Annotated in this window: 30 protein-coding genes; 11 read left to right on the forward strand and 19 right to left on the reverse strand. The window is 72.3% G+C overall.

The window, feature by feature from the left end; translation table 11 throughout:
* Positions 1–69: 69 nt before the first annotated feature.
* Positions 70–558, reverse strand: coding sequence for an Lrp/AsnC family transcriptional regulator (locus ACLJN9_RS27895; protein WP_410814600.1), 489 nt, complete (start codon positions 556–558; stop codon positions 70–72).
* Positions 559–697: 139 nt separating this feature from the next.
* On the opposite strand from ACLJN9_RS27895, the gene hppD reads away from it, so the two are divergent.
* From hppD to hisC, 4 genes are all read left to right on the forward strand, one after another.
* A complete protein-coding gene (gene hppD, locus ACLJN9_RS27900; protein ID WP_410814601.1) occupies positions 698–1,903 on the forward strand; it encodes a 4-hydroxyphenylpyruvate dioxygenase in 1,206 nt (401 codons plus the stop codon).
* An 11-nt stretch (positions 1,904–1,914) separates the two neighbouring features.
* A complete protein-coding gene (locus tag ACLJN9_RS27905) occupies positions 1,915–2,082 on the forward strand; it encodes a hypothetical protein (protein WP_410814602.1) in 168 nt (55 codons plus the stop codon).
* Between the two features lie 67 nt (positions 2,083–2,149).
* Positions 2,150–3,133 carry an RDD family protein gene (locus ACLJN9_RS27910; protein WP_410814603.1) on the forward strand — a complete coding sequence of 328 codons (984 nt, stop codon included), beginning with the start codon at positions 2,150–2,152 and terminating at the stop codon, positions 3,131–3,133.
* A complete protein-coding gene (hisC, locus tag ACLJN9_RS27915) occupies positions 3,130–4,233 on the forward strand; it encodes a histidinol-phosphate transaminase (protein WP_410814604.1) in 1,104 nt (367 codons plus the stop codon). The genes ACLJN9_RS27910 and hisC overlap by 4 nt, the downstream gene beginning before the upstream one ends.
* Before the next feature lie 96 nt (positions 4,234–4,329).
* On the opposite strand, the gene ACLJN9_RS27920 is transcribed toward hisC, so the two are convergent.
* Positions 4,330–4,581 (reverse strand): hypothetical protein, encoded by a 252-nt coding sequence (locus tag ACLJN9_RS27920; RefSeq protein WP_410814605.1) that lies wholly within the window; start codon positions 4,579–4,581, stop codon positions 4,330–4,332.
* A gap of 297 nt (positions 4,582–4,878) precedes the next feature.
* Complete coding sequence (locus ACLJN9_RS27925) at positions 4,879–5,496, reverse strand: hypothetical protein (protein WP_410814606.1); 618 nt, start codon at positions 5,494–5,496, stop codon at positions 4,879–4,881.
* Between the two features lie 389 nt (positions 5,497–5,885).
* On the opposite strand from ACLJN9_RS27925, the gene ACLJN9_RS27930 reads away from it, so the two are divergent.
* Complete coding sequence (locus ACLJN9_RS27930; protein WP_410814607.1) at positions 5,886–6,638, forward strand: AfsR/SARP family transcriptional regulator; 753 nt, start codon at positions 5,886–5,888, stop codon at positions 6,636–6,638.
* Between the two features lie 70 nt (positions 6,639–6,708).
* On the opposite strand, the gene ACLJN9_RS27935 is transcribed toward ACLJN9_RS27930, so the two are convergent.
* The 5 genes from ACLJN9_RS27935 to ACLJN9_RS27955 form a co-directional block, all read right to left on the reverse strand.
* Entirely contained in the window at positions 6,709–7,965 is a 1,257-nt protein-coding gene (locus ACLJN9_RS27935) for a pyrrolo-quinoline quinone (RefSeq protein WP_410814608.1), read from the reverse strand.
* 127 nt (positions 7,966–8,092) lie between these two features.
* Complete coding sequence (locus ACLJN9_RS27940; protein WP_410814779.1) at positions 8,093–8,575, reverse strand: SRPBCC family protein; 483 nt, start codon at positions 8,573–8,575, stop codon at positions 8,093–8,095.
* Positions 8,576–8,709: 134 nt separating this feature from the next.
* Entirely contained in the window at positions 8,710–8,919 is a 210-nt protein-coding gene (locus ACLJN9_RS27945) for a DUF397 domain-containing protein (RefSeq protein ID WP_410814609.1), read from the reverse strand.
* 243 nt (positions 8,920–9,162) lie between these two features.
* Positions 9,163–10,359 carry a fumarylacetoacetase gene (fahA, locus tag ACLJN9_RS27950; RefSeq protein WP_410814610.1) on the reverse strand — a complete coding sequence of 399 codons (1,197 nt, stop codon included), beginning with the start codon at positions 10,357–10,359 and terminating at the stop codon, positions 9,163–9,165.
* Positions 10,356–11,225, reverse strand: coding sequence for a hypothetical protein (locus ACLJN9_RS27955; RefSeq protein ID WP_410814611.1), 870 nt, complete (start codon positions 11,223–11,225; stop codon positions 10,356–10,358). The genes fahA and ACLJN9_RS27955 overlap by 4 nt, the downstream gene beginning before the upstream one ends.
* Before the next feature lie 94 nt (positions 11,226–11,319).
* Here ACLJN9_RS27955 and ACLJN9_RS27960 point away from each other — a divergent pair, with 94 nt between their 5' ends.
* Positions 11,320–12,486, forward strand: coding sequence for a homogentisate 1,2-dioxygenase (locus tag ACLJN9_RS27960; RefSeq protein ID WP_410814612.1), 1,167 nt, complete (start codon positions 11,320–11,322; stop codon positions 12,484–12,486).
* On the opposite strand, the gene ACLJN9_RS27965 is transcribed toward ACLJN9_RS27960, so the two are convergent.
* From ACLJN9_RS27965 to ACLJN9_RS27980, 4 genes are read right to left on the reverse strand one after another with little or no spacing between them, the layout of a single operon-like run.
* Positions 12,487–13,515 carry a tetratricopeptide repeat protein gene (locus tag ACLJN9_RS27965; RefSeq protein ID WP_410814613.1) on the reverse strand — a complete coding sequence of 343 codons (1,029 nt, stop codon included), beginning with the start codon at positions 13,513–13,515 and terminating at the stop codon, positions 12,487–12,489.
* A gap of 10 nt (positions 13,516–13,525) precedes the next feature.
* The gene (gene ispF, locus ACLJN9_RS27970) at positions 13,526–14,011 is read right to left on the reverse strand and encodes a 2-C-methyl-D-erythritol 2,4-cyclodiphosphate synthase (protein ID WP_410814781.1); all 486 of its coding nucleotides are present in this window, start codon (positions 14,009–14,011) and stop codon (positions 13,526–13,528) included.
* A 13-nt stretch (positions 14,012–14,024) separates the two neighbouring features.
* On the reverse strand, positions 14,025–14,720 hold the full coding sequence (gene ispD, locus ACLJN9_RS27975; protein ID WP_410814614.1) for a 2-C-methyl-D-erythritol 4-phosphate cytidylyltransferase: 696 nt from the start codon (positions 14,718–14,720) through the stop codon (positions 14,025–14,027).
* Between the two features lie 44 nt (positions 14,721–14,764).
* The gene (locus tag ACLJN9_RS27980) at positions 14,765–15,250 is read right to left on the reverse strand and encodes a CarD family transcriptional regulator (protein ID WP_328421148.1); all 486 of its coding nucleotides are present in this window, start codon (positions 15,248–15,250) and stop codon (positions 14,765–14,767) included.
* Between the two features lie 328 nt (positions 15,251–15,578).
* Here ACLJN9_RS27980 and ACLJN9_RS27985 point away from each other — a divergent pair, with 328 nt between their 5' ends.
* Positions 15,579–16,274 (forward strand): hypothetical protein, encoded by a 696-nt coding sequence (locus ACLJN9_RS27985; protein ID WP_410814615.1) that lies wholly within the window; start codon positions 15,579–15,581, stop codon positions 16,272–16,274.
* 15 nt (positions 16,275–16,289) lie between these two features.
* Here ACLJN9_RS27985 and ACLJN9_RS27990 read toward each other — a convergent pair whose 3' ends face one another.
* The 4 genes from ACLJN9_RS27990 to ACLJN9_RS28005 form a co-directional block, all read right to left on the reverse strand.
* A complete protein-coding gene (locus ACLJN9_RS27990; protein ID WP_410814616.1) occupies positions 16,290–16,910 on the reverse strand; it encodes a hypothetical protein in 621 nt (206 codons plus the stop codon).
* Positions 16,911–16,943: 33 nt separating this feature from the next.
* Positions 16,944–18,002, reverse strand: a complete 1,059-nt coding sequence (locus tag ACLJN9_RS27995; protein WP_410814617.1) for a type III polyketide synthase — start codon at positions 18,000–18,002, stop codon at positions 16,944–16,946.
* Between the two features lie 85 nt (positions 18,003–18,087).
* Positions 18,088–19,257 (reverse strand): acyl-CoA dehydrogenase family protein, encoded by a 1,170-nt coding sequence (locus tag ACLJN9_RS28000; RefSeq protein WP_410814618.1) that lies wholly within the window; start codon positions 19,255–19,257, stop codon positions 18,088–18,090.
* Positions 19,258–19,299: 42 nt separating this feature from the next.
* Positions 19,300–20,073 carry a methyltransferase domain-containing protein gene (locus tag ACLJN9_RS28005; protein ID WP_410814619.1) on the reverse strand — a complete coding sequence of 258 codons (774 nt, stop codon included), beginning with the start codon at positions 20,071–20,073 and terminating at the stop codon, positions 19,300–19,302.
* A 46-nt stretch (positions 20,074–20,119) separates the two neighbouring features.
* Between ACLJN9_RS28005 and ACLJN9_RS28010 the strand changes: the two genes are divergently transcribed.
* From ACLJN9_RS28010 to disA, 4 genes are all read left to right on the forward strand, one after another.
* Positions 20,120–20,959 (forward strand): UbiA family prenyltransferase, encoded by an 840-nt coding sequence (locus ACLJN9_RS28010; RefSeq protein ID WP_410814620.1) that lies wholly within the window; start codon positions 20,120–20,122, stop codon positions 20,957–20,959.
* Positions 20,960–21,098: 139 nt separating this feature from the next.
* Entirely contained in the window at positions 21,099–21,884 is a 786-nt protein-coding gene (locus tag ACLJN9_RS28015; RefSeq protein WP_410814621.1) for a hypothetical protein, read from the forward strand.
* A gap of 85 nt (positions 21,885–21,969) precedes the next feature.
* Positions 21,970–23,427, forward strand: coding sequence for a DNA repair protein RadA (gene radA, locus ACLJN9_RS28020; protein WP_410814622.1), 1,458 nt, complete (start codon positions 21,970–21,972; stop codon positions 23,425–23,427).
* A gap of 132 nt (positions 23,428–23,559) precedes the next feature.
* Positions 23,560–24,744 carry a DNA integrity scanning diadenylate cyclase DisA gene (gene disA, locus ACLJN9_RS28025; RefSeq protein ID WP_410814623.1) on the forward strand — a complete coding sequence of 395 codons (1,185 nt, stop codon included), beginning with the start codon at positions 23,560–23,562 and terminating at the stop codon, positions 24,742–24,744.
* A 65-nt stretch (positions 24,745–24,809) separates the two neighbouring features.
* On the opposite strand, the gene ACLJN9_RS28030 is transcribed toward disA, so the two are convergent.
* The 3 genes from ACLJN9_RS28030 to ACLJN9_RS28040 all read right to left on the reverse strand — a co-directional run bounded on the left by ACLJN9_RS28030 (position 24,810) and on the right by ACLJN9_RS28040 (position 26,744).
* Entirely contained in the window at positions 24,810–25,520 is a 711-nt protein-coding gene (locus ACLJN9_RS28030; protein WP_410814624.1) for a hypothetical protein, read from the reverse strand.
* Positions 25,521–25,638: 118 nt separating this feature from the next.
* Positions 25,639–26,235, reverse strand: coding sequence for a peptide deformylase (locus ACLJN9_RS28035; RefSeq protein WP_410814625.1), 597 nt, complete (start codon positions 26,233–26,235; stop codon positions 25,639–25,641).
* Positions 26,232–26,744, reverse strand: a complete 513-nt coding sequence (locus tag ACLJN9_RS28040) for a glycine cleavage system protein R (protein ID WP_410814626.1) — start codon at positions 26,742–26,744, stop codon at positions 26,232–26,234. Before ACLJN9_RS28040 ends, ACLJN9_RS28035 begins: the two co-directional genes overlap by 4 nt.
* Between the last annotated feature and the right edge of the window lie 93 nt (positions 26,745–26,837).

Consider the following 26,837-nt stretch of genomic DNA (forward strand, 5'->3'; position numbering starts at 1 on the left):
CCGTGTCGCCGCGCTTTCTGCGGGCGGAGGTGTTAACAGGGCCTGCACCTGCGCCGAGGGGCGGCGGGTCTACTGGCGCACGGCGCTGCGGATCAGGGGAAGGGTGCGGTACGGGATCTGCTCGGCCAGCGCGATGATCGTCGACGCCCGGGTGATGCCGGCGGAGGAGACGATCAGGTCGATGACGCGTTGCAGGTCGGTGTTGGAGCGGGCCACGATCCGGCAGAGCAGGTCGCTGGAGCCGGTGATGGTGTGCGCCTCCAGCACCTCGGGAATGGCGGCCAGGTGGGCGGTGACCGGGTCGTGGCCCTGCCGCTGGCTGATCTCCAGGGTGACGAAGCTGGTCACCCCGAACCCGATCGCGGCCGGTGAGATCTCCGGGCCGAAGCCGCCGACGACCCCCCGGTCGACAAGCTTGTCCAGCCGGGCCTGCACGGTGCCCCGGGCCACCCCGAGCCGCCGGGAACACTCCAGCACCCCGATCCGCGGCTCGTCGGCGAGCAGTTCGATCAAGCGGACGTCGAGTGCGTCGAGCTGTACAGCCTGCTCACCGTTCATGGGTCAAGACCATACCGAATGCACAACCTGACCAGCGCTTCCGCCGACAGTTGCCCACCCCGGCCCGACGGCGCGATCCTCGCCTCAGCAACCAACCACGGCGGCCCACGAGGCCGGCTGGTACGCGAGGGAGGCCACCATGACCCAGGCGATCGACCGACCCCAGTCGACCGAGGACGTCGACGTCGACCGGCTCGTCGGCGCTGTCGACCACGACATCAGCCACGACCCGTTCCCGGTCCGGGGTCTCGACCACGTGCACTTCCTGGTCGGCAACGCCAAGCAGGCCGCCCACTACTACTCCACAGCGTTCGGCATGACCTGCGTGGCGTACCGCGGCCCGGAGCAGGGCTACCGGGACCACGCCCAGTACGTGCTGACCAGCGGGTCCGCCCGGTTCGTGCTGACCGGCGCGGTGCGTCCGGACGCCGACGGCGCCGAGCACGTGGCCCGGCACAGCGACGGCGTCAGCGACATCGCGCTGGAGGTGCCGGACGTGGACGCCGCGTTCGCGCACGCCATCGCGCAGGGCGCCGCCAGCGTCGTCGAGCCGCACGAGGTGACCGACGAGCACGGAACCGTCCGGCTCGCCGCCATCGCCGCGTACGGCGACACCCGGCACACGCTGGTCGACCGCTCCCGCTACACCGGCCCGTTCCTGCCCGGCTTCGTGGCTCGCGGCCCGATCGTGGACCGGCAGCCGATGATCGACGCCGGCATCCAGCCGAAGCGGTTCTTCCAGGCCGTCGACCACGTGGTCGGCAACGTGGAGCTGGGCCGGATGGACGAGTGGGTCGAGTTCTACAAGCGGGTGATGGGCTTCTCCAACATGGCGGAGTTCATCGGCGACGACATCGCCACCGACTACTCGGCGCTGATGAGCAAGGTCGTCGCGAACGGCACCCGCAAGGTCAAGTTCCCGCTCAACGAGCCGGCGATCGCCCGCAAGAAGTCGCAGATCGACGAGTACCTGGAGTTCTACCAGGGGCCGGGCGCCCAGCACATCGCGGTCGCCACCAACGACATCCTGGCCAGCGTCGACGCCATGCGTACGGCCGGTGTGGAGTTCCTGGACACCCCGGACTCGTACTACGACGACCCGGAGCTGCGCGACCGGATCGGCAACGTGCGGGTGCCGATCGAGGAGCTGAAGGCCCGCAAGATCCTCGTCGACCGGGACGAGGACGGGTACCTGCTCCAGATCTTCACCAAGCCGGTGCAGGATCGCCCGACCGTCTTCTTCGAGTTGATCGAGCGGCACGGCTCGCTCGGCTTCGGCAAGGGCAACTTCAAGGCGCTCTTCCAGGCCATCGAGCGGGAGCAGGAAGCCCGCGGCAACCTGTAACACTTGCGATCGTGACGCAGCCTCCGTCGTACCCGACGCCGCCGGTCGGTGGGCTCCGGCCCGCCGCCGGCGGCTTCGCGCCGCCGCCCGGACCACACCCGCAGGGGTACGCCGTGGCCTGGCAGCAGTGCCTCCACGCCCAGTTCGCCGCCAGGGTCGTCGTTAAGGTGTCCGAGTGAGCGAGCGAACCAGCAGGACCAGCAGCGTGGAATCTCGCGCCGGCGCGCAGCGAAGCGGAGCGGTGGCGTGAGCGTAGAACCCGGCTGGTACGTGGACCCCGCCGACCGTGAGACCCGGCGGTACTGGGACGGCGAGGGTTGGCTCGGTGCGCCGATCTCCGTCGACGCCATCCCACCGGAGGGCCCTCCCCCGGTGGAGCCCCCACCCGTCCCGGTCACCCCGACCACCCCCAGCCCGGTGACGGCGGCACCGGACTGGCCACAGCATGCCGGCCCGCACCCAGGGCACGGCCGACAGGTCGGGCACGGCCCGCAACCGGGGACCGCCCCACAGGCTGGGCACGGCCCGGGCTGGGGGCCGCAGGCAGGGCCACCCGGGTGGGCGCCGCAGGGTGTTCCGCCAGGATGGGCGCCGCAGGCCGGCCCGCCCGGCTGGCCCGGACGGCCCCAGGAGCCGCGTCCGCACGGCCTGGAGCTGGCCGGCTACGGTCGCCGGCTGACCGCCCGACTGATCGACTTCGGCATCGTCTTCCTGCTGAACGCGGTGGTCAACGGCTGGTTCGTCTGGCGATTGGTCGAGGAGCTGCTGCCGTACTGGCGGGAGGTGATCCGACGAGGGCTGGAGGGCAACACCTCCACCGAAGGGCTGCCGCCGATCGGCGAGCAGGCCGGGCTTCTCCAGATCGTCATCCTCATGATCGCCACCGCGCTCTGGCTGGCGTACGAGGTGCCCACCATGGCCGCCGGCGGGCAGACCGTCGGCAAGCGGCTGATGCGGATCCGCGCCGTACCACTGGCCGCTCTCCAGCCGCTGGGCTTCGGCCGGGCGCTGAGCCGGTGGAACATACTGGGCCTGTCCACCCTGCTCTGGTTCTGCGCGGGGCTCGGCCTGGTGCTGCAACTGGTCGGTGCCCTCTCCCCGCTCTTCGACCACCCGCTGCGTCGGGCGCTGCACGACAAGGTCGCGCAGACGGTGGTCGTGCACATCCCCCGCAGCACGGACCCCACCGCCCCGAACGACCGCACCCAGCCCCCGGGAGACACCGAATGACCGACACCGGACGTCACCAGCCGGCGCTGCGGCTGACCCGCGCCGACCTGGACGCGCTGCCCAGCTACGTGCCGGGGCGTAGCCCCGCCGACCTGGCCCGGGAGCTGGGTCTGCCGGAGGCGATCAAGCTGGCCAGCAACGAGGTGCCGTACGGGCCGCTGCCCGGCGTGGTGGAGGCGATCACCGAGGCGGTCAGCGGCGCACACCGCTATCCGGACATGGGTGTCGTCGCGCTGCGCGAGGCGCTGGCCGAGCGGTACGGGGTGGACGCCGACCGGATCGCCACGGGCTGCGGGTCGGTGGCGCTCGCCGATCACCTGGCCCGGGCCACCTGCCTGCCCGGCGACGAGTTGCTCTACTCGTGGCGGTCGTTCGAGGCGTACCCGATCATCGCGGCGACCAACGGCGCGACCAGCGTGCGGGTGCCCAACGACGCCGGGCACGGGCACAACCTGACGGCGATGGCCGCGGCGGTGACCGACCGGACCCGGATGATCTTCGTCTGCAGCCCGAACAACCCCACCGGCACCGCGGTACGCCGGGCCGAGCTGGACCGGTTCCTCGACGCGGTGCCGGATGACGTGCTGGTGGTCGTCGACGAGGCGTACCGGGAGTTCGTCACCGACCCCGACGTGCCGGACGGGCTGAGCTACCTCGACCGGCCGAACGTGGCCGTGCTGCGCACGCTGTCCAAGGCGTGGGGCCTGGCCGGCCTGCGGGTCGGCTGGCTGGTGGCCCAGCCCGTGGTCGCGGCGGCGATCCGCAAGGTGGTGACCCCGTTCTCCACCAGCACGGCTGCCCAGGCCGGAGCGCTCGCCGCACTGGCACAGGCCGAGGAGATGGAGCGCCGCTGTGCCCTGGTCGTCGGCGAGCGGGAGCGGGTCACCGAGGCGGTCCGGAAGTTCCTGCCCGACGTGCCGACCAGCCAGGCCAACTTCGTCTGGCTACCGCTCGGCGAGCGGGCGGTGACGTTCGGCAGGTCGTGCGAGGCACGCGGGGTGATCGTCCGCCCGTTCCCCGGGGACGGCGTCCGGGTCACGATCGGCACCCCGACCGAGAACGACGCGTTCCTCGCGGCGGCCGAGGCGGCACTGGCCTGAGCGAGCCCGGCCGCCGGCGCCGGTGCCGGGCTGAGAGTTCGACGAAACTGGCGGGCGGAGCAGCGCTACCACGTTGCGCCGCCCGCCAGTTTTTCGCTAGGGCGCTCCGTCGATGACGGCCAGGTGCCAGCGCGCCTCACCCTCGGTGTCGACACGAAGATCGGTGGACACCCCCTTGTCGACGAAGACCTGGGACAGGTTGGCCACCCCGTCGCAGGGGTACCGCACCGGCGCTGTGGACTTCATGTTCAGTGCGATCCGACCCCCACCGGCGCAGACGAAATACACCGTGAAGCTGGCCCCGCCGGGCACGACGCCGGCGAGGGTTGTTCCCTGGTCGTCTGACAACGGGCCAGCCAGAAGGACGCGGCCGGTGGGAAACCAACCCGCAGGCTCGTCCGGGGTGGAAGAGGGCCCGACGGGCAGGTTGGAAGGCGGGGCACCGGACGGTGCGGACGACCGTCTCGCCGTGCCATCGGTGCAACCGGCGACCATCAGCAACGGAAGAGCCACACCGACGGCCAGGCGCACCACGGAACGACAAGCGCGCATCTCGCGTCTCCAATCCAGACCGGGCGCGTCGAACGACCGCCGTCGGGCCGTCAGACTGCCCGAACCGCAGTCTCGTACGTTTGTCGGGCAACGTCAGTAGTACAACTTCCACGCTTCGCGGTACGGCGCGTAGGCGCTTCCCGACTTTTCGGAAGTCGTGTTGCAGTTGCTGTAGACGTAGTGCGATTTCCAGTTGACGTTCTCCTTCCAGTTTCCATAGTCACCGTAGAGAGTGGAGTTTGCATTGACGGTGCCGCTCACCTCGACACCGTAGGACGTCGTGTTGCTCTGCTCGATACCGGCATTGACGGTGGCTTCCATCTTGGCGAAGATCGCCGCCTTCAACTCGGCCGTGACCGAGAGCGAAACGGTGAAGGTCGTGGTACCCGTCTTCGTCGCGGTGAATTTGAAGCTCTTCGCCGAACCGGTGTTGTTGATTACCGAGGTGCGGAACTTGGCATCGAAGGTGTTCGTGGTGTTCGTCATCGAGTAGACGTAGTCTCCAGGGGAGCAGTACTCCGACTGGGTACCGTACTGCGGACCCTGCTCACCCCTCGGCTGCACGGGGGAAGGGATGGGAACGAGGTCCTCCGAAGCCGCCGGGGTGACATTCCCACTCGCCATCGCGGGGAAAGCCGGCAATAGAACGGCGGCGACGACGGTCGCAGCGAGTGGAACAGCTCGAAGAAAGCTGGTGGAAGTCTTGCTCATCGCCACATCCTTCATCGTGTCCGTGCTGGAGAAACCAATGTTCCACGGGGCTGCACCGGAACTGCATATCGGCGGCCCATACCCATAGTCGACTGACACTCCACCCAGCCACACCGTGCTCGCGAGGAGCGGTTGCGGACTCACGATGGCGGGGGCGTCCGCCGCGACGTGGATGGCGACTTGCAGCAGGATCGTGCGACTTTTCCGATAGATACGTTAAATCAGGACGAGAACATCCATTGCATGGGTGTGACAGTGGATGTAGCGTCCTCGTCGCTGCTCACCTCGACGGTGAGCGACCACGGGGGTGTCATATGAGATTGTTTCGACTGCTCGGTTCTCCGGGGGTGACTGTCGATGATGTCGCTCTCCATCCACGGGGAGGGCACGTGCAGGGCATACTCGCGGCTCTTCTGCTCCGACCTGCCCAAAATGTCAGCGCGGCCAGCCTGACGGCGGCAATGTGGAGTGACCCCCCGGTTTCCGCCCATGCCAACGTGCGAACCTTCGTCACCAAACTGCGCCGTTTTCTCGGCGACGTCGAACCAGGTCTCAACGAGCGCCTCATTACCGTTCAGAGGGGCTACCGACTGGGCGTTTCCGTCGGCGAGACCGACCTGGGGCAATCCACCGAACTCTGGAACGCTGGTCGTGCGGCGATGACCCGTGCTGACTTCTCGGCTGCCGTTGACGCTCTGCAGGGCGCATCGGCGCTCTGGACCGGAGTTCCGGGTCAGGGGGTTGCTGCAGAAGGGTGGCTCAGCCATCGCTTCGCGATGCTCCGCGAGCAACGCTTCGCCCTGGCGGAGGACCTGGCCGCTGCTCGCATTGCTCGCGGCGACGGCCTGCCTGCCATTGCCGGCCTACCGGAAATTGTCGGTGCGAACCCTGCCCGGGAGAAAGCGGCGGCCCTCATGCTCGTGGCGTGCTACCGGTCCGGCAATCTTCCGGCGGCTCTGGGCATCTTCGTGGCAGCCCGCACGACACTGCGCCGCGAATTCGGCGTGGAACCGGGATCGTGGCTGCAAGTCCTTCATCGTGCCGCCCTCAACCGCGATGACGCCCTGCTGCTCTCCGAACAGTTGCTGGTGAGGCTGAGCCGCGATGGCGAGCCGCGACTTTCCACCGTCAAGGCGGCCTGAAGGACAGAACCGTTGCGCGATCGTAGGGCCTCCGGTCGGTTTCGCAGCCTGGATTCCGGGCGCGCCACGATCAGGTGGCGGCCAGGATCACCGCCTCAGCGGTCAGGTAGTACCGCTGGTCGTCGCCATCCGGGTCGACCGGCTCGCGGAGCCGTTCCACGGCGACGTAGCCGTCCACCGCGGCCACCGCTCCCGGTACCCAACCCGTACCGTCCGAGCCGACGTTCAGCGAGAAGCGGGAACGTTGTACGCCCGTCGCCGGATCCAGCGTCACCAGGTCGTTCGCCTCGGTCAACAGGTGCACCCGTCCGGGTTGGACGGCGAGCACCCGGGCCGGTCCCAGACCCGCGGACCGCCACAGCTCGGCGCCCGAGCGTGCCGACCGTCCCACCACCGCTCCGTCGAGCACCGAAATCGCCTGCTCATCGATCAGCGTGGCGCCGGCCGGGTCGAGCGCGGGCGCCGCGATCGGCTCGCCACCGCCCAGCAGCCAACCCCTACCACCCGCGTCACCCGGTCCAGCGGTCCGCAGGCCCGGGCAGTCCGACCGGCCGGTACGGCATCCGAGCGGGGTGACCACCAGTTCGTCCGGTCCACCGGGCGGACGCCACCGCTCGCGCACCACACCGTCCGCCGCGTCCCGGAACTCGACCGTGGCCGGGCCGGCGCAGGTGTCCACGCCGATCAGCTGCCCGGACGCGGTGGTGCCGACGTCGCTGCGGCAGTCACCGGGCAGGTTGACCCGCCACAGCTCCCGACCGCCAACCAGTTCCATCCCGCGAGCGTCGGCGGCCCCCGCGACCACCACCACCGTCCGACCATCGACGAGGTCGGTGAGGTAGAGCCCGCGAGGATTCCACACGGTGGCCGCACCGGTTCGTCGGACCACCGCGCCGCTTGCCGTCGGCACCGGGCCGTCCGCCCGCCACAACACGCGGCCGCTCGACGCGTCGAGCGCGACCACCCGACCGTCGGACCAGCGGCTGACAACGGTACGGCCGCTGGCCACCACCCCGGTCAACTCCGCCGGCCACCGCCGGTACGACCAGTACGGGGTGGTCCGGTGCCGCCCGTCGACCGGTCGGTCGGCGTAGACCTGTCGGTGCGCGGCGTACACCCGTAGTCGGGAGTCCACGATCAGCGGGGCGACCGGCAGCCGACCGACCACGCCGGCGGCCGGTGGGGCCGCGGCCGGATACCCACCGCGAGCCACGGTGCTCACCTCGGCCGGCGCGAGCACCCGGTGGACGATGACCGCGACAGCCGCGGTGACGACCAACGCCGCGACCACCGCCACCAGTCGCCGCGGGCCCTTCGGGAACCCCATGCCGCACCTCCGCACGGCACCCTACCCAGCGGAACCGGCCGGATCCCGGTCAGGTCACGCCCGGCGATGCGTGTCCGGGTGGATGCTCGCCGCCGCCCGACGAGGGTGGCGATGGGCCCGGTCGAGGTCAGGCGGCCTCGGCCGAGCCGGTCGCACCGGCCGCGACGGCCAGATCGGCGAGATCGCGCCGGAGGGCCACCTCGACCGCCCGGGCGGCGAGCCCGCCGAGCAGCAACGCCACCACCCGCCCGTACGGGGCGGTCGGCACCGCCTCCTGGGTGACGGTTACCGCCGTGCATCCGCGACGGCGACGCCGGACCTGCCGCAGACTCAAGGTGATCCGGTAATCCGCGCCGGCACCGGAGGAGCAGAGGACCATCCGGTGGGGGGCGAGCGCCTCCACCACCAGGAACTCCTCGATCAGGGTGCCGCCGCCCGGCTGGGCGCGCTCCGCACGCCACGCGGTGCCCGGCCCGAACGGGCCGGGGGTGAGCAGCTCGACCGGGCCGGCGGCGGTCAGCCGGGCCTCGCGGCCGGGCAGGTCGGTCAGCAGACGCCAGACATCGACAGCGTGTGCCTCGATGAACCCGGTAACCGCCACCGTCGACATGCCACCTCCCGTGTCCTCGACGGTACGCGGGGTGAGGGCCGGACGTGGCCCCCGGAACGGAATTTCCACCGCCCGGAGGCCACGCTGTCCATGTCGGTGGCTGCTCGACGCCGGTCGTCGACCGGCCCAGCCGCTCAGCGCTCGAAGCGACCGGCCCGGATCGCGCCGACGAAGGCCGTCCATCCCGGCGGGTTGACGGCGAGTGTGGGCCCGGCCTGGTCCTTGGAGTCACGGACCGCGACCAGACCGAGGACGTCGACCAGGTTGTCCGCCACCTCCACGCAGAGCCCCTGGTCATTGGAACGGCTGCTGGTACGCCAGACCGCGCCCGCGAGATCGTGCATCGTCATTACCTCCGTGTGCGATGGGATGCCCCACCACTGCCGGCCAGGTGCCCGGCCCGTACCGCGCGGCGGGGCGACGGAATCCGGACGATCAACGGGCAAAACCCGATCGGCGATCGCACAGCCGGTGCGATCAACAGTCCCGCCCGCGAGACGGGTTGGCCCGGGCGGGTGACCAACCCGGTCCGGCGGTGCCGACGGTCGGCTCGGACGACCGCGGAGGCCGATCGGCGGTCGGCGGCCTCAGCGGGCCGGGCGGACCGTGCCGGTGACCTCGCCGAGGGCGATGGTGGTGCCGTCCGGGCCGGGTGCGGTGGCGGTGATGGTCACCGTGTCGCCGTCGGCGAGGAAGGTGCGGCTCTCGTCGCCGAGCTGCACCGGCTCCGTCCCGCCCCAGGTCAACTCCAGGAACGAGCCGACCTGCCCACGGTCCGGGCCGGAGACGGTGCCCGAGGCGTACAGGTCGCCGGTGCGCAGGGACGCGCCGTTGACGGTGAGGTGTGCCAACTGCTGCGCCGGCGTCCAGTACATGGTGGCGAACGGCGGCTCGCTGACCGGTACGCCGTTCCACTCGACCGCCAGCCGGAGGTCCAGCCCGACGTGCGGCACGTCACGTAGGTAGTCGGCGACCGGCGGGTCCTGGTCGGGGGCCGGTACGAAGGCGTCGGCCAACGCGTCCAGTGGCGTGATCCAGGCCGAGACCGAGGTGGCGAAGGACTTGCCCAGGAACGGGCCGAGCGGCTGGTACTCCCAGGCCTGGATGTCCCGGGCCGACCAGTCGTTGACCAGCACCACCCCGAACACGTGGTCGGTGAAGTCGTCGACGGACACCGGTGTGCCCAGCGGGCTGGGTACACCGACCACGAAGCCGACCTCCGCCTCGATGTCGAGGCGTACCGACGGGCCGGTGACCGGGCCTTCGGCGGAGGCGCGCTGGCCGGTGGGGCGGATCACCGGCGTACCGGAGACCACCACCGTGCCGGCCCGCCCGTGGTAGCCGATCGGCAGGTGCTTCCAGTTGGGCAGCAGCGCCGGCTGGCCCGGGCGGAAGATCTGCCCGACGTTCGACGCGTGGTGTTGCGAGGAGTAGAAGTCGACGTAGTCGGCCACCTCGATGGGCAGCAGCAGCTCCACGTCGGCCAGCGGCACCAGCAGAGGCTCCACCGCCGGGCGGTGCGCCGGGTCGGTCAGCAGCTCGGTGATCCGTTGCCGCACGGCGGTCCACTGCGGACGGCCCAGTGCCAGAAACTCGTTCAGGGTGGGCCGGCCCAGCGCGCCGGCCGCCAGCACCAGATCGGCGGCCTCGGCCGCGGCGAGGTCGAACACCCAGGACCCGATCCGTACGCCGATCCGCGGCCGCCCCCCGTCGGACCGGAACACCCCGTACGGCAGGTTCGTCACCCCGTACGGCGAACCGTCGATACCGGTCACCCAGGTCATGCGTCGTAGCCCCCGTTCACCAGCCCCAGCCGGATCAGATCGGTCAGTGGTTCCAGGATGCTGCACGAGCCGAAGCCGACCCAGAGCGGGCGGGGCGCGTCGAGCCGCCCGTTCGTGCGCTCCAACAGGGGACGCGGGTCGGTCACGGTCAGCAGCTCGGCGACCGCGTGCACGTCGTCGCCCTCGGCGGCCGCCAGTGTCGCGGCCAGCACGTTCGCGTAGCCGTGGTGGGTGAAGCCGGTCTCCGTGTCGAGGTGCCGGACGGCCTGGTGCAGCCCGGCGGTGAGCTTGAACGGCAGCTGCCGGTCCCGGCAGGCGCAGATCACGGCAGCCAGCTCGGCCGGCGTGGGAAAGAGCTCGGCGGCCAGCCCACCGGTGCGGAACTTGGCCGCGATCGGCACTCCGTCGGCGCGGGCGGCGGCGAGGGCGTCCAGCGCGCCCATCAGGCCGAAGGCCAGCGGCAGCTCCGCGTAGACGGCCTCGACGTCCGGCATGGCGTCGGTCAGCCGCAGCAGCTCGGCGATGCCGGGCAGCGGGTCCTCGCCCCGCCGGGCGACCGCCACCTCGACCTGCCGGGCGCTGACGCCGTCGGGCGCCAGGAACGACAGCGCGAAGGGCAGGCTCGCGACACCGGTGTCACCGATCACCCCGACCACCAGGCCCTCGGCCGGGTCGACGAGACCACTCAGCTCGCCGGCGGCGACGGTCGACGCCGGGACCAGCAGCGGGCCGACCAGGTCGGCGTACCAGGCGGCGCGGTACCGGCGGTGGGCGGCCAGCGCGTCGGGCAGCTCGGCGCTGCCCGGAGGAAAGACGGCGGCGTCGTCCACCAGGCCGTCGAGGAGTGCGGGCACCTGCGTTGACACGGAACAAGAAGATACGGGACGCTACAAGGAACGGACAACAGCGTCCGATTATCGGACGCCCCCGGCCGGTGAACGGGACATATCGGGAGGCGAGATGCCGTACTACCGCAGCGTCGGCGAGGTGCCGCGCAAGCGCCACACCCAGTTCCGCCAGCCCGACGGCAGCCTCTACGCCGAGGAGCTGATGGGCCAGGAGGGCTTCTCCTCCGACTCGTCGCTGCTCTACCACCGGTACGCGCCCACCGCGATCCTGGCCGCCGACGAGTTCACCCCGCCGACGTTCACCCGGACGCCGAACCTGCCGCTCAAGCCCCGCCACCTGCGCACCCACAAGCTCGACACCGGCGGAGCCGACCCGATCCTCGGCCGGCAGTACCTGCTCGCCAACGACGACGTGCGGATCGGCTACGTCCTCGCGGACCAGCCCTCGCCGCTGTTCCGCGACGCCACCGGCGACCACTGCCTCTACGTCGAGTCGGGCGCGGTCCGGGTCGAGTCCCCGTTCGGGGTGCTGGACGCGGTCGCCGGCGACTACGTCGTCATCCCCACCTCGACCATCCACCGGTTGGTGCCCACCGGTGGGCAGCCCGTCCGGCTGCTCACCATCGAGGCGGCCGGGCACATCGGGCCGCCCAAGCGCTACCTCTCCGTACGCGGCCAGTTCCTGGAGCACTCGCCCTACTGCGAGCGCGACGTCCGCGGCCCGGACGCCCCACTGCTCGTCGACGGCGAGGAGGCGGAGGTGCTGGTCCGGCACCGGCGTGGCTGGACCCGCTACGTCTACGCCCAGCACCCGTTCGACGTGGTCGGCTGGGACGGGCACCTCTACCCGTGGGCGTTCTCCATCCACGACTTCGAGCCGATCACCGGACGGATCCACCAGCCCCCGCCGGTGCACCAGACCTTCCAGGGCCCCAACTTCGTCATCTGCTCGTTCGTGCCCCGCAAAGTGGACTACCACCCGGCCTCGATACCCGTGCCGTACAACCACCACAACGTCGACTCCGACGAGATGCTCTTCTACACCGGCGGCAACTACGAGGCTCGGCGCGGCTCCGGCATCGAGCAGGGCTCGATCTCGCTGCACCCGTCCGGGTTCACCCACGGCCCCCAGCCGGGTGCCGCCGAGCGCTCCATCGGCGCGGACTACTTCGACGAGTTGGCCGTCATGGTCGACACCTTCCGCCCACTGGATCTCTGCGACGCGGCCCACACCGTCGAGGACGAGGCGTACGCCTGGACCTGGGCGCGCCGCGCCTAGTCAGCGGACGGCGGTGCGGCTGAAGACGGCGAACTCGGCGATCGCGGTGGCGACGATGGCCAGCACCAGCAGCCACGGCGAGCCGATCACGGCGTACACCAACAGCAGCACCGGCGCGGCTGCCACGGCGTAGATCGCCAGGGCCATCGCCCGGTCCGAGTGCAGCAGGGCGGGCAGGACGGTCCGGGTCAGCCCCGGCAACCGGGCCGCGAACTGCCAGACGACGATCCCACCGGTGAGCGCGGCGAGCACCGCCAGGACGCGGGAGAACCCGTCGCTCGCCGAGGCCGCGAACGCCACCAGCACCGCCGCCACCAGCGACCAACCCGCGCCGTAGAGCACCAGGCGGTGCAGGCCGGACGCGAGGGTCCGCGGCGAGTCGATCCGGCGAGGGCTGACCGTCACCGTCTCGGCGATGTGCGCCAACACCGCCGACCAGCGGCGCTGCTCCAGGCGCATGACACCCACGTCGTGCCCGGCTTCGGCCACACTCGGGTCGAGCCGCAGCGCCTCCCGGTAGGCCTTCTCGGCCAGGTCGAACAGGTCCAGCCGGGCGGCCACCAGGCTCAGCACCAGGTGGGCCTGCGGCTCCTGCGGGGCCAGCTCGACGCCTCGCCAGGCCGCGTTCAGCGCCGGCTGGCCGTTGCGGGCGTCGGCCAGGAGCGCCGCCGCGCTCCGCTGGGCGTACGCGTCGGCCGGGCCGAGCGCGAGGATCCGGTCGGCGGTGGCTGCCGACTCGGGGTAGCGCTCCAGGTCGGCCAGTGCCATGCCCCTGGCGACCAGCGGTGGGAGTGCCTGCGGCGCGGCGGCGACGGCCGCGTCGGCGGCCGTGAGCGCATCGGCCGGCCGGCCGGCGGCGAGATGCACCCGGGCCAGCATGAGGAGCGCGTCCGGGTCGTCGGGCCGCAGGGCCAGCCCGTAGGTCAACTCCCCGGCCGCCTCGTCGTGGCGACCGAGTTCGGCGAGAAGCTGGGCCCGCTGCAGGTAGCCGTCGGCGGCGGACTGGTCGGGGGTGGGGTCGCTGGACATCGCGGCGAGCCTAGGTGGCCGGCGCGTCGTACACCAGGGCCACCGCGATGCCGGCCAACCCCTCCTCGCGGCCGGTGAACCCGAGCCCGTCGGTGGTGGCGGCGGAGACGGTCACCGGGGCGCCGACGGCGGCGGAGAGCACCTGCTGGGCCTCCTCGCGGCGCCGGCCGATCCTGGGTCGGTTGCCGACGATCTGCACGGACACGTTGCCGATCTCCAGGCCGGCGGCCCGTACCCGGCGAGCCGTCTCGGCGAGCAGGGCGACCCCGGACGCGCCGGCCCACTCCGGCTGACCCAGACCGAACGCGGAGCCGAGATCGCCGAGGCCGGCGGCCGAGAGCAGCGCGTTGCAGGCGGCGTGCGCGGCCACGTCGGCGTCCGAGTGCCCGGCCAGGCCGTCCTGGTCGGGCCAGAGCAGGCCGGCCACCCAGCACGGCCGACCGGGCGCGAAGGCGTGCACGTCGGTGCCGACAGCAACCCGGGGAACGATCATGATCAGAGGGTACGCGTCAGCCGGCGGCGGTCAGTAGGTGCTCCGCCAGCGCCAGGTCGAACGGGCGGGTGATCTTCAGCGCGTACTCCGATCCGGGCACGCACCCGACCGTGACACCCTGCTTCTCGACCAGACCGGCATCGTCGGTCAACGGGTCACCGGCTGCGGCGTGTGCGGCGGTGAGCACGGACCGACGGAACCCCTGCGGGGTCTGCACCGCGCGCAGGGCGGATCGGTCGACGGTGCCGAGGACCACCTCGCCGGCGCCGACCTCCTTGATCGTGTCGACGATCGGCAGCACCGGGATCACGGCGTCCAGCCCGTCACGGACCGCCGCGGCGACGGATTCGACGAGCTCGGGCGGGGTCAGCGCACGGGCGGCGTCGTGCACCAGGATGATCGACGGGCCATCTGGCACCGCGGCGAGCGCGGCGGCCACCGACGCCTGCCGCTCCGCGCCGCCGGGCACCACCGTCACCGGCGCCACCGGAGCGAGCAGTTCGCGCACGGTGGTGACCTCGGTTGCCGGCGCGGCCACCACGATCGTGTGCACCGAGGGCGCCGCGGCCAGCCTCCGCACGGCGTGCACCAGCAGCGGTTCGCCGGCGAGCAGGCGCAGCGCCTTGGGTCGGCCGGGCCCGAGTCGTACACCGGCACCCGCCGCAGGAACGAGGACCGCGACGTCACCGCGCGGATTGAGCTGCGCGGTCACGTCACGGTCCTCGGTGGTTTCTTCGCTACGAAGTGGGACGACGACTAGGCCTCGGTGAGCACCTTGTCGAGCAGCATCTCCGCCTCGTCCTTGGTGCTCTTCTCCGCCAGCGCGACCTCGCCGACGAGAATGTCGCGGGCCTTGGCGAGCATCCGCTTCTCGCCCGCGGAGAGGCCCCGCTCCCGCTCCCGGCGCCACAGGTCACGCACGACCTCGGCGACCTTCAGCGGGTTGCCGGAGGCCAGCTTTTCCAGGTTGGCCTTGTAACGCCGCGACCAGTTGGTCGGCTCCTCGGTGTGCGGAGCCCGGAGAACGTCGAAGACCAGGCCGAGGCCTTCTTCGCCGACCACCTCACGCACACCCACGATCTCGGCGTTCTCGGCCGGCACCCGGACCGTCAGGTCACCCTGCGCGACCCTCAGGACGAGGTATTGCTTGGGCTCGCCCTTGATGACCCGAGTCTCGATTGCCTCGATGAGTGCGGCCCCGTGGTGGGGGTAAACAACGGTCTCGCCGACACTGAAAACCATAGGTTCGAAACCCCTTTCGCTGTGTCTAGGGTAACACGGTCAGGCACCGATGTCTCACCGATGTCCTGACTGTTGGCGCAGCTCAGGGGCCCTGTGAGAGGTCTTGCTTCAGCTTGACAGGCGGTCAAACCAATGGTTCGAACACGCTCCGTGACGCACGGATGACTTCCTGGCACGGGTGAACAGAACGTCGAGATCAAGGGCTATGCGCTCACCTCATGGTATCCCGCCCGGCGGGACTGCGCCCAGGTGTAGCGGGAGGTGCCCCCGGTGCGGGAGGCTGGACGCAACACCGCGTGCCACTCCCGAGACGCTGTCAGGGGGTCCGATGGGCAGACCAGACGCAGAGGGCCAGGGGCCGTCCGACGGGCTGCCCGACCTGCCGCCCGAGTGGGGTCGGGTGGTGGTCCCCGACGACGCATCCGCGCTCGCCGCCGAGGCCGCCCAGATCCGTCGTGAGCTGCGCCGGGCCGCCGGCCAGCCCGGTGACGGCCTCCGCGCCCTGGCGCTGCCGCTGCTGGTCCTGCTGGTGGCGCTGCTCACCACGGTAATCGGCCTGCTCGCGATCACCTGGCCGCGCGCCAACCGCGGCGCCGACCGCCCGACCCCGGCGCCCTACTCGCCACCCGCTGCCGTCACCGGTCGCCCGCTGCCCGCACTCGACCTGGTCGACACCGGCCAGGCGCCGGTGCCCCTGCGCGGCCTGCTCCCCGCCATGATCATCCTGGTGGATGGCTGCACCTGCCCCGACCTCGTCGCCGACGCGGCGGCCGCGGCGCCCGCCGGGGTCGCCGTGGTCACCGTCACCGGAGGGCGCACGGTGACGGCCCTGCCTCCGGCCGGACGAGACGTACGCGCGCTGGCCGACCCCGCCGGCGGGCTGCGCTCGTTCGTGGGCCAACCGGCCCGACCCGGCAGCGCGACCGCACTGCTCGTCGACCGCGCCGGCGTGGTGACCCGGGTGCTGCCCGAGCTGGGGCCGATCGACGCGTACCGGGCGGACCTGACCGCTCTCGGCGCCTGACCGGCGTGACCCGACCTAGCGGGGCAGCGCGACGAGCTGCGCCTGGACGTCGATGGGCTGACCACCGATGGCCGACAGGGACACCCGGAACGGCCCGCTACCGGGCATCACCTCGGCGGAGGCGATCGTGCCGTCGCAATCGATGCGCGGCGGGCCGGTGATCTCGGCCCCGGTGCTCGTCACCGCCAACGTGCCGGGCCGGGTGCACCGGTATTGGAGCAGGTAGCGTGCGCCGTCATTGGCACTGGTGGACTGCCTGGTCACCCCCTGACCGGGGGTGAGTTCCCGCTGTTCCCGCCAGATCGTCTGGTGGAACAACGGCAGGTCACCCGCGGGGAAGAGCATCGACGGATCACCCTGGATGTCGGTGATCGCGCCCGTCGCCGGGTCGACCACCGCCCTGACGGCGTCGCCCGTCACGTCGTCCAGCCGCATCATCACCCGAGCGTCGGGCACGCCCGAGGCCAGGGCACCTTCCGTTTCGGTGCTGACGCTCGGTTCAGCCGTCGGCGGACCCGCCGACCCGGCCGTCGGGACGGGCGCGGCGGCCCACCACCACCAACCGCCCACCGCCACCACGGCCAGGGTCACCCCGACCAGAACCGCCGACCGCAGCCGGTCGTCCGCCGTGTCCATGCTGGCGAGCGTACCGGCCGGGCCGCCGGTCGCTCAGCCCTGTCGATCGAGCAGGGCCGCGTACAGGGTCAGGCCGGGCCCGAACGCCAGCATGACGATCCGTCGAGGTGCTGAGGTGGCGCGGCTCAGCCGGTCCACGATCAGCAGCACGGTCGGCGAGGAGCAGTTGCCGTGCTCGTCGAGCGTCGCCCGGGACGCCGCCAGCGCCTGCGGCGGCAGGGCCAACTCCCGCTCGACCACGTTGAGGATCCGCGGCCCGCCAGGGTGCACCGCCCAACCGTCCACCTCGGAGCGCGTGGTGCCGTGCCGAGCGAGCAGGTCGTCGACAAGCCCACGGACGTGCCGGGAGAGCACCTGCGGCACCTTCGGCGACAGCCCCATGCGGAAGCCGGTGTCGGTGACGTCCCAGGTCATGTGATCCGCGGTGGAGGTGTCGGTGACCGAGGTGACCTCGCGCAGCGCGTACCCCGGCCCGCCCGGCACCACCACGGCGGCGACCGCGGCGTCGGAGAAGAGCGCGTGCGAGACGATCTGCTGTGTGTCCACCCGGGCACTGGAGGGCTGGATGTGCAGGCTGGTCAGCTCCGCGCAGAGCAGCAGCGCGGGACGACCCCGTGCGGTGACGAAGTCACTCGCCGCACCCAGCCCGGGCAGCGCCGCGTAACAACCCATGTGGCCGACGAACATCCGCTGGGTGTCCGGGGCCATGCCGAGATCCCGGGCGAGCAGGATGTCCAGCCCAGGGGTGGCGTACCCGGTGCAGGAACAGACGATGAACAGGCCGACGTCGCCGGCACCCAACCCGGCCGCGGTCAACGCGCGGCCGATCGCCTCCTTACCCAGCGGCAACGCCTCCACCTGGTAGCGGCGCATCCGTCGTTCGGTCGGCCAGTCCGAGACGTCCTCGAGCAGAGGATTGACGGCGGCCTGCCGCCGCGTCACCCCCGAGTTCGCGAAGATCCGCTGGGCCAACGACCGGGTGGTGCCGGAGAAGTGCCGGGAGAAGAAGCCCTCCCACAACTCGTCCTGAAGGGCGGACGGCGGTTGCGCCGCCCCGAGCCCCGCGATCACTGGTACGGGCACGATCCCCACCTCTCGTCCGACGCTGTCCTCCCCCGGGCCGTCCCACCGGCCACCTCGGCCGGCCAATCCCCCGCGGCGGTCGAACCACTGGCGCTCACCAACGCGGGGCCGATCCGTCGCGATCCGGGTCTCCGCCGAGCGCGGCGATGCCGAGCCAGTCGGCGCAGACGTCCGAGGTGGCCGGATGCAGTGAGCCGCAGCGGGCATCCCGGTAGAGCCGCTCCAACGGGTGGCCGCGCCGTGTCGCCGAGGTGCCCGCGGCCTCCAGCATCGACGCCGCGACCTCGGCGGCCGTGGTTCCGGCCAACAACTTCGCCCGCCACACCCAGCGATTGGTCTCCGCGTCACCCGGTGACTCGTCCACCCTCCGGGCCGCCTCGGCCACCGCCAGGTGGGCTGCGGCCGTCGCCGCGTCCGCCCGCCCCAGCCGGGCCCGCACCGCTGGCAGACCAGCCAGGTTTCGGGCGTTGAGATGCTCGGCCGCCGCGTCGATCGCCGCCCGCGCCACCCCGACGTAGACGGCCGCGTAGCTGGCCACCAGCCAGTGCGGCATCAACTGGGCGACCACCAGAGCCAGCCCCTCGACCCCGCCGAGCAGCCGGTCGGCCGGCACCTCGACGTCCAGGTGCAGGTCGTGTGAGGAGGTGGCGCGCATGCCGAGCGCGTCCCAGGTCGGCTCGACGGTCAGCCCGTCCGGGCCGGCCGGCACCAGGAACTGGGAGACCGTCGACTGGTCGGCGGAACTGCGCGCGGCCACCAGGTAGCCGTCGGCGTGCCCGGCCCCCGAGCAGAAGGTCTTGCTGCCCTTGAGGCGCCAACCCCCGTCGGTCGCCTCGTAGACCGTGCTCAGCTGGGAGAGCCGGGCACCGGCGCCGCGCTCGCTCATCGCGACCGCGTACCAGGAGCCCCGCGCCGCCGCGGTGAGCAGCCGGTCCCGGGCGGCCAGCGCCTCGTCCGGCACGCCCAGAGCCTCGGCCAACTCCTCGGTCACCGCACCCAGCGCGCCGGTCACCGAGGCGTGCATGTTGAACACCAGGGCGGTGGCGCCGTTGCCCCGGGCAAGTTCGGTAGCCACGGCGGTGTACTCGGCGAAGCTGGCGCCCAGCCCACCCAAAGCCCGGGGCACCATCAGCCCGAACAGGCCGGCCTCCCGCAGGTCTCGAAAGTCCTCGATCGGAAAGGAGCCGTCCCGATCGTGCGCCGCCGCTCGCGCGGCGAACCGCGGCGCCAACCGGCGGGCCGCCTCAAGCGCATGCACCGTCATATCGCTCCCTCCTCGGCGTCCCTTACCCCGGTCACGGCCCGACTATCCTCTGCGGACCCCCAGGCCCTGGTACAACACGGCGGTGGACCGGGTCGGCACCATCCGCGGGACACGGCCGGCGGCAGCCGCGCCCGGCGCCCGGGACGCGCGCGCCCGTCGCAGCAGCCAGGCCACCAGGGCACCGACCTCGGGGCGGATGCCGCGCAGCCGCAGGTCGACACCGTGCCGGGCACACTCGGCCACCAGCGCGCGATCATCCACGAACATGTGTGGGTCGTGGATGTTGCGGGGCACCGTCGGCAGACGCTCGGCGATCCGTACCGCGACCAGGCGCGCCAGCGCCGTGTCGTTCAGCGTGTCCAGCACCAGGAGGCCGCCCGGTCGCAGCAGCCGACACGCCTCGGCCACCGCGCGTGGCCAGTCCGGCACGTGCTCCAGCAGCTCGCCGGCGGAGACCACGTCGGCGCAGCCGTCGGCAAGCGGGATCGCCGTGACGTCGGCCTGCAGCACGCGCACACCGTGCTCGGCGGCCTGCACCAGCGCCGAGCAGGTCAGGTCGACCCCGACATGCCGATATCCCTTGCCCGCCAGATGTGGCGCGAGCAGCCCGGCACCGCAGCCCAGGTCGACCAGGAGCGCGTCGGGGTGGGTGGCCGGCGGCACCATCGCCGCCCGGGCCTCGGCCAGCCAGTGCAGCATCGCGAACGCGCCATCCGGCCGCCACCACTCCCCGGCCAGGTCGTCGTACTGGCGCGGATCGTTGCGCGGCAGCACCCGGGGACCGGTCGGCGCCGCGGCCGCAGCCACGTCTCGCATGGCTCTGAGCGTGGCACGACTGCTCGGTAACGACCAGACTTCCCTTATGTCGTCGAGGGTGTTAGGGCTGGTCAGGGCGAGCCATCCGGAACCGGGCGTGGCGGTGACCACGGTGGCCGGTCTGCTGGCCTGGGGCGTGGGGCACCGGCCGTCCGGAATCATCTCCGTGGTGCTCGCCGTGCTGGCCAGCCAACTCGCCGTGGGCTGGACCAACGACGCGCTGGACGCCGAGCGGGACGCCACTGTGGGGCGTACCGACAAACCGGTCGCCGCCGGCGCGGTCGGCCGGCGCACCACGGCCTGGGCCGCGACGGTGGCCGCGGTCGCCTGTCCGCTGCTGGCGCTGACCACGAACCCCGTGGCCGCGTTCTGGCTCACCGTCGCCCTGATCTCCGCGCTGCTCTACGACTGGCCGCTCAAGGCCACCGCCTTCTCGGTGCTGCCGTACGCGGTCTCCTTCGCCGCGCTACCCGCCTTCGTGGTCCTGGCGCTGCCCGGCGAGCCGAGCCCGCCAGGCTGGCTGCTGGTGGCGGGCGCCTGCCTGGGTGCCGGCGCGCACTTCGCCAACGTCCTCCCCGACCTGGCCGACGACGCACGCACCGGGGTACGCGGCCTACCCCACCGGATGGGCGCGACCGGCAGCCGGATGGCCGCCGCCGGGCTGCTCCTCGCGGCGACCGCGGCCCTGGTCCTCGGGCCGCCCGGGCCGCCGTCGGCGGTCGGTCTGGCGGCGGTCGGCACGGCCGCCGTGGTGCCACCCCTGAGCTGGTACGCCGGGCGCTCGGCGGTCCGGGACGGCGGACGGCCGGTGGCGGCGTTCCGCGCGGTGCTGCTGGTGGCCCTCATCGACGTGGTCCTGCTGGTGGCGAGCGGTCGGGTGGTCTGACCGGCACCCGGGACGGTGGCATTGCCGGGTCCGCGTGCGGGCCTCGATCAGCCCCAACTACCCTGGAGCGCGGTCTGCGCGGGTATGGCCACCGTGCCCGGCGTGCGGCCGGGTGGGGATCGTGACGAGGAGGACCGACGTGACGCGCTCGATCAGGGGATCCCGGCGGGCGGCCCTGCTGCTGTCCGGGATTGCGGCGGCGACCAGCCTGCTGGCGTCCGGGTGCGGCGCCGGCCAGATCGCCGAGACCGCCAAGAAGGCGCCGTCGGTCCAGGGCGTCAACCTCTCCGCCGGCAACGGCGTCTTCGCGGTACGCGGCCTGCTGGTCGAGTACCCGGGCGTCGAGGGTTACCGGGCCGGGCAGGACGCCCCGCTCAACGCCGTGATCTACAACGACTCGAAGGACACGGTGACGGTCACCGTCACCAGCGAGAGCGCCCGTGAGGTGGTGATCAGCGACGGCTCGGCGAGCCCGTCGCCGTCGGTCTCCGAGTCGGCCTCCGCCACCCCGTCCGCGTCCGGTTCGGCCAGCCCGTCGGTCTCCGGGTCGGAATCGGCCAGCCCGTCGGCGACCCCGTCCGAGACCGGGTCGTCCTCGGCCACCCCGTCCGCCCCGGAGTCGGCGCGGGCGTCGGGCTCGGCCAGCCCCTCACGACCGGGCCAGCCGGCCCGGATCGAGTTGGCCCCGCTGAGCTACCTCCAGCTCAACTCCGAGGCCACCTCGCAGCTCCGGCTGCTCGGCCTGACCGAGGCGGTGCGTTCCGGTCAGAACGTCGTCCTGACCTTCGACTTCGGCAACGGCAACACGGTGACCGGCTCGGCGCCGGTCGCGGTGCCGCTCACCCCCGCGGCACCCCCCTCGCCGATCATCGAGCGTGAGGGCGGCCACGAGGGCCAGGAAGAGGGCGGCACCAGCCACGGCTGACCAGACCCCGGCATCGACGAACACCCCGGCGTGGTGACCACCACGCCGGGGTGTTTTCGTCGTACGCGAGGACTAGCGTCCTGATGTGACCACCTCCCGATCGGCCGCTCCGCGCGGCGGCACGGCCAGTGGTGCCCGCGGGCGGTCCGCCGCTCGCGAGCCGCGTCCGGCCTACGAGTGCGACGCCTGCGGCCACCAGCCGCCCAAGTGGGTGGGGCGTTGCCCGGAATGCGGCGAGTGGGGTGCGGTGGTCGAGAGCACCGTGACCGGCCCGACCGTGTCGGGTCGGGTGGTCAGCTCCCGACTGCCGGCCGAGCCGGCCCGACCGATCGCCACCATCAGCGCCGCGCCGGCCCGTGCCCGGCCCACCGGGGTGAGCGAGCTCGACCGGGTGCTCGGCGGCGGCCTTGTGCCGGGCGCGGTGGTGCTGCTCGCCGGCGAGCCCGGTGTGGGCAAGTCGACCCTGCTGCTGGACGTGGCGCAGCAGTGGGCCGCCGGCTCCGGCAGCCCCTCGCTCGTGGTCAGCGGGGAAGAGTCGGTCAGTCAGGTGCGGCTGCGCGCCGAACGGATGGGCACCCTGCACGAGCAGCTCTACCTCGCTGCCGAGAGCGACCTCGCGGCGGTGCTGGGGCACCTGGACGCGGTCAAGCCCGGCCTGCTGGTGCTCGACTCGGTCCAGACCATCTCGACCACCGGCACCGAGGGGGTGCCCGGTGGCGTGACCCAGGTGCGCGCGGTCACCTCCGCGCTGGTCTCGGTCGCCAAGGAGCGGGGCATCGCCACCGTGCTGGTCGGGCACGTCACCAAGGACGGCCAGGTGGCCGGGCCCCGGGTGCTGGAGCACCTGGTCGACGTGGTGCTGCACTTCGAGGGCGACAAGCACTCCTCGCTGCGGCTGGTACGCGGCGTGAAGAACCGTTTCGGCGCTGCCGACGAGGTCGGCTGCTTCGAGATGCACGAGGGCGGCATCAGCAGCCTGGCCGACCCGTCCGGGCTGTTCCTCACCCGCTACGCGGAGCCGGTGCCGGGCACCTGCGTGACCGTCGCGATGGAGGGACGCCGGGCCCTGGTCACCGAGGTGCAGGCACTGATCGGCGCGACGGTGGCCGGCTCGCCCCGGCGCACGGTCTCCGGCCTCGACTCGGCCCGGCTGGCGATGGTGCTGGCGGTGCTGCAACGCCGCACCGAGCGGCTGACCCTGCACGACCGGGAGGTCTTCGCGGCCACCGTGGGCGGCATCCGGGTCGTGGAGCCGGCCGCCGACCTGGCGGTCGCGTTGGCGGTCGCCTCCGGCGGGCTCAACCTGGCCATCGCGCCGCACCTGGTGGCGATCGGCGAGGTGGGCCTCACCGGCGAGGTGCGCCGGGTCGGCGCGGTGCCACGCCGGTTGGCCGAGGCGGCCCGGCTGGGGTTCAAGGTGGCCCTGGTCCCGCCCGGTAGCGGCCCGTCCAGCACCGGTGCCGGCCCTGAGCAGATGCGGGTGACCGAGGTCACCGACGTCCGTTCGGCGCTGCACCATGCGGCCCGCGCGTCCGCCGAGTGACGCGCCGTGCCGACGGGAACGGCGATACCGGACAGCCCGCCCCGGGCGGGGAAACGGTTGGAAGGGCGGCATCGTGACACATCACAGTAACCACGACAGCACCCACCGCACGGCAGTCCGTAGACTGTGCCCGTGCCGATCGACCGCGAAACCACCAAGCCAGCCGGCGCGCCGCCGCACGCCCGCACCGGCGGCGTGGGCTCGCCTGCCCGCCCGATCAGCGTGAGCGTGACGGCGGGGACCGCCGGGAGCGCCGGCGATCCGCTGCGGGCCAACCTTGCCCTGATGGCACCCGGCACCGCTCTGCGCGACGGGTTGGAGCGCATTCTGCGCGGCCGCACCGGCGCGCTCATCGTGCTCGGTTACGACAAGGTCGTCGAGGGTCTGTGCACCGGCGGCTTCCCACTCGACGTGGAGTTCTCCGCCACGCGGGTTCGCGAGCTGTGCAAGATGGACGGCGCCGTGGTGCTCTCCAGCGACGGCACCCGGATCGTCCGGGCGGCGGTGCACCTGATGCCCGACCCGTCCATCCCGACGGAGGAGTCCGGCACCCGGCACCGCACCGCCGAGCGGGTGGGCCGGCAGACCGGCTACCCGGTCATCTCGGTCAGCCAGTCGATGCGGATCATCAGCCTCTACGTCAACGGCCAGCGGCACGTGCTCGACGACTCGGCGGCCATCCTGTCCCGCGCCAACCAGGCGCTGGCCACCCTGGAGCGCTACAAGCTCCGGCTGGACGAGGTCTCCGGCACGCTCTCCGCCCTGGAGATCGAGGATCTCGTCACCGTGCGGGACGCGGTGGCGGTGGTGCAGCGACTGGAGATGGTCCGCCGGATCGCCGACGAGATCGCCGGTTACGTGGTCGAGTTGGGCACCGACGGCCGGCTGCTCGCCCTACAGCTGGACGAGCTGATGGCCGGCGTGGACGCCGACCGGACGCTGGTCATCCGGGACTACCTCCCGGTCGGCCGCAGGTCCCGCACCCTGGACGAGGCGCTGGTCGAGCTGGATCTGCTCGGCGCCACCGAGCTGATCGACCTCGTGTCGGTGGCCAAGGCCATCGGTTACCCCGCCGCAACGGACGCCCTGGACGCCGCGGTCAGCCCGCGGGGCTTCCGGCTGCTGGCCAAGGTGCCCCGGCTGCCGGTGGCGGTGGTCGACCGTCTGGTGGTGCACTTCGGCAGCCTCCAGCGGCTGCTGGGCGCCACGGTGGAGGACCTGCAGGCCGTCGAGGGGGTCGGCGACGCCCGCGCCCGTGGCGTCCGCGAGGGGCTGTCCCGGCTCGCCGAGGCATCCATCCTCGAGCGGTACGTCTGACCCGACTCGGCCGGCGAATGGCTCGGCCGGCGATGGCGGTCGGTGACGGGTCGGTCGGTGACGGTTCAGCCGGTGATGGTGATCTTCGCCGGAGCGCTCAGCTTGGTACCGACCCTGGCGAACACCTGGTACGTCCCGGCCGGCGGGAACGGCCCCGCGGCCAAGCCGTTGGTGTCGCACCGGGTGGTGTCCCGCCCGTTCCAGCCGACCTGGTAGGAGCGCTCGAAGTTCGGGGTGAAGGACTGCACGTCCGATCCCTGGACCTTGCCGCAGGTGTCCGACGACCAGATCTTCTCCGCGCCGGACTTGATGAAGATTTCCTGGAGGTCGGCGCCCACGTTCCGGCTGCACGTCCGGTCCGCGGTGTTTTTGATCTTGAGCTCGAGGTCGACGACCGCTCCGCGCTGCACCGAGGTGGGCTGCGCCACCGAGATCACGCTGATCTCCGCGTCGGTGCAGGTGCCGTCGTCCACCGACCCGGCGGCCGCCCCCGGCGGCGGAGCGTTGCTGGTGATCTCGGGGCTCGGGTCGCCCCCAGCCGGATCGGCTGACCGGGACGCCGGAGGAGCCCCGCTCTGCGGCGTCAACACCGGGCCGGCGGGACCCGAGGTCGCGGCGGATGTCGGAGTCGGCCCTGCCTGCGGCCGATCCTCGGAACGGCCCGAGCCGGTGCACGAATAGAGCAGGACAATCAGGAAGAGAAGCCCCGCTCCGAGTACGACGACGCGACGCCGCCAGTACACGGCGGGTGGCAGGGGGCCGACCGTCAGACGCATGATGCCCCCCACCGTAGCGGCGCAGCCCCCACCAACCCGACGCGACGCGCCGGAGCACCACCAGCTCGACCCACCGAACGTCCCTTGAGGACGGTTTGGTTGATCGCCGCACGCCCGTTCAGAGGTAGACCTTTCGCTGGTAGACGGCGTGCGCGCCGGCCACCCGGTCCAGGAAGAGCAGCCCGGCGCAGTGGTCGATCTCGTGCTGCAACGCCCGCGCCTCGAAGCCGTCGGTCACCAGCCGCACCGGCTCCCCGGTCCCCGGCAGGTCACCCTCCACCACCAGCCGGCTGGCGCGCTTCACGTCCCCGGTCAGGTCCGGCACCGACATGCACCCCTCCCGGCCCGGCTTCCACCGCGTCGCCTCGACGACCCGGGCATTGCAGAGCACGAAGGCGCCGTGCACGGTGATCGCCTTCGGATGCCCCGTGACATCCACCGCGAAGACCCGGGCACCCACACCGATCTGCGGTGCGGCCAGGCCGACGCAGCCGGGCGAGACGCGCATCGTGGCGACCAGGTCGGCCGCCAGGCGTACCGTCTCACCGGCGGTCGGGTCGACCTCGTCGCCAGCCCGGCTCAGCACCGCATGCGGGGCCGACACCACCGGCCGCACCTCACCCGGCAAGGCCAGCGACTCCGGTGTCCAGTCACCCAGGCCGGCGTACGTGTCGGCGCCCCGACCGGTCTCCGCCCCGCTCCGCCCGCCCGTCACAGCAGGTCCGGGTCCGCCGGCCGAAGGGTGACCTCGACGCCCAGCTCCGTGGCCGTCCGGTGCAGCCGGTCGATCACCGTGTCGGCGACACCGGCCGGCAACTCGACCTCGGCCAGCACCACGTAGAGCGAGCCGGCCAGCCGGGTGCTCAGGTCGGTGACGTTCCCGCCGGCGTCCACCAACACCCGGGTCATCGCCGCCACGATGCCCATCCGGTCCGATCCGTGCACCGCCAGCACGTACGGCTCGCCCACCGGAGGCACCTCGCCGTCCGGGGTGACCGCGCGTACCGTCGCCAACAGCTGCCCCTCGGCGGCCAGCGGCACCAGCGCGGCCTCGACCTCGGCGGCGGCCGGGCCGGTGCAGATGAGGGTCATCGCGAAGTGCCCCCGCAGCCTCGTCATCGTGCTGTCGGTGAGGTTCGCGCCCAGTCGGGCCAGCACCTCCGCGACGTCAGCCACGATGCCCGGCCGGTCCCGACCGATGACGGTGATCGCGAGCTCGTTCATCCGGGCATTCTCCCCGATCCGCCCGCTACCGCCCTGCCACCCCGCCCGAGCCGCCCATCCAGCGGGAATGCCACGTGACATCATCGACGACGC

Origin of the sequence: Micromonospora sp. 067-2 (genome assembly GCF_046549295.1) — a bacterium.
GTDB lineage: Bacteria > Actinomycetota > Actinomycetes > Mycobacteriales > Micromonosporaceae > Micromonospora.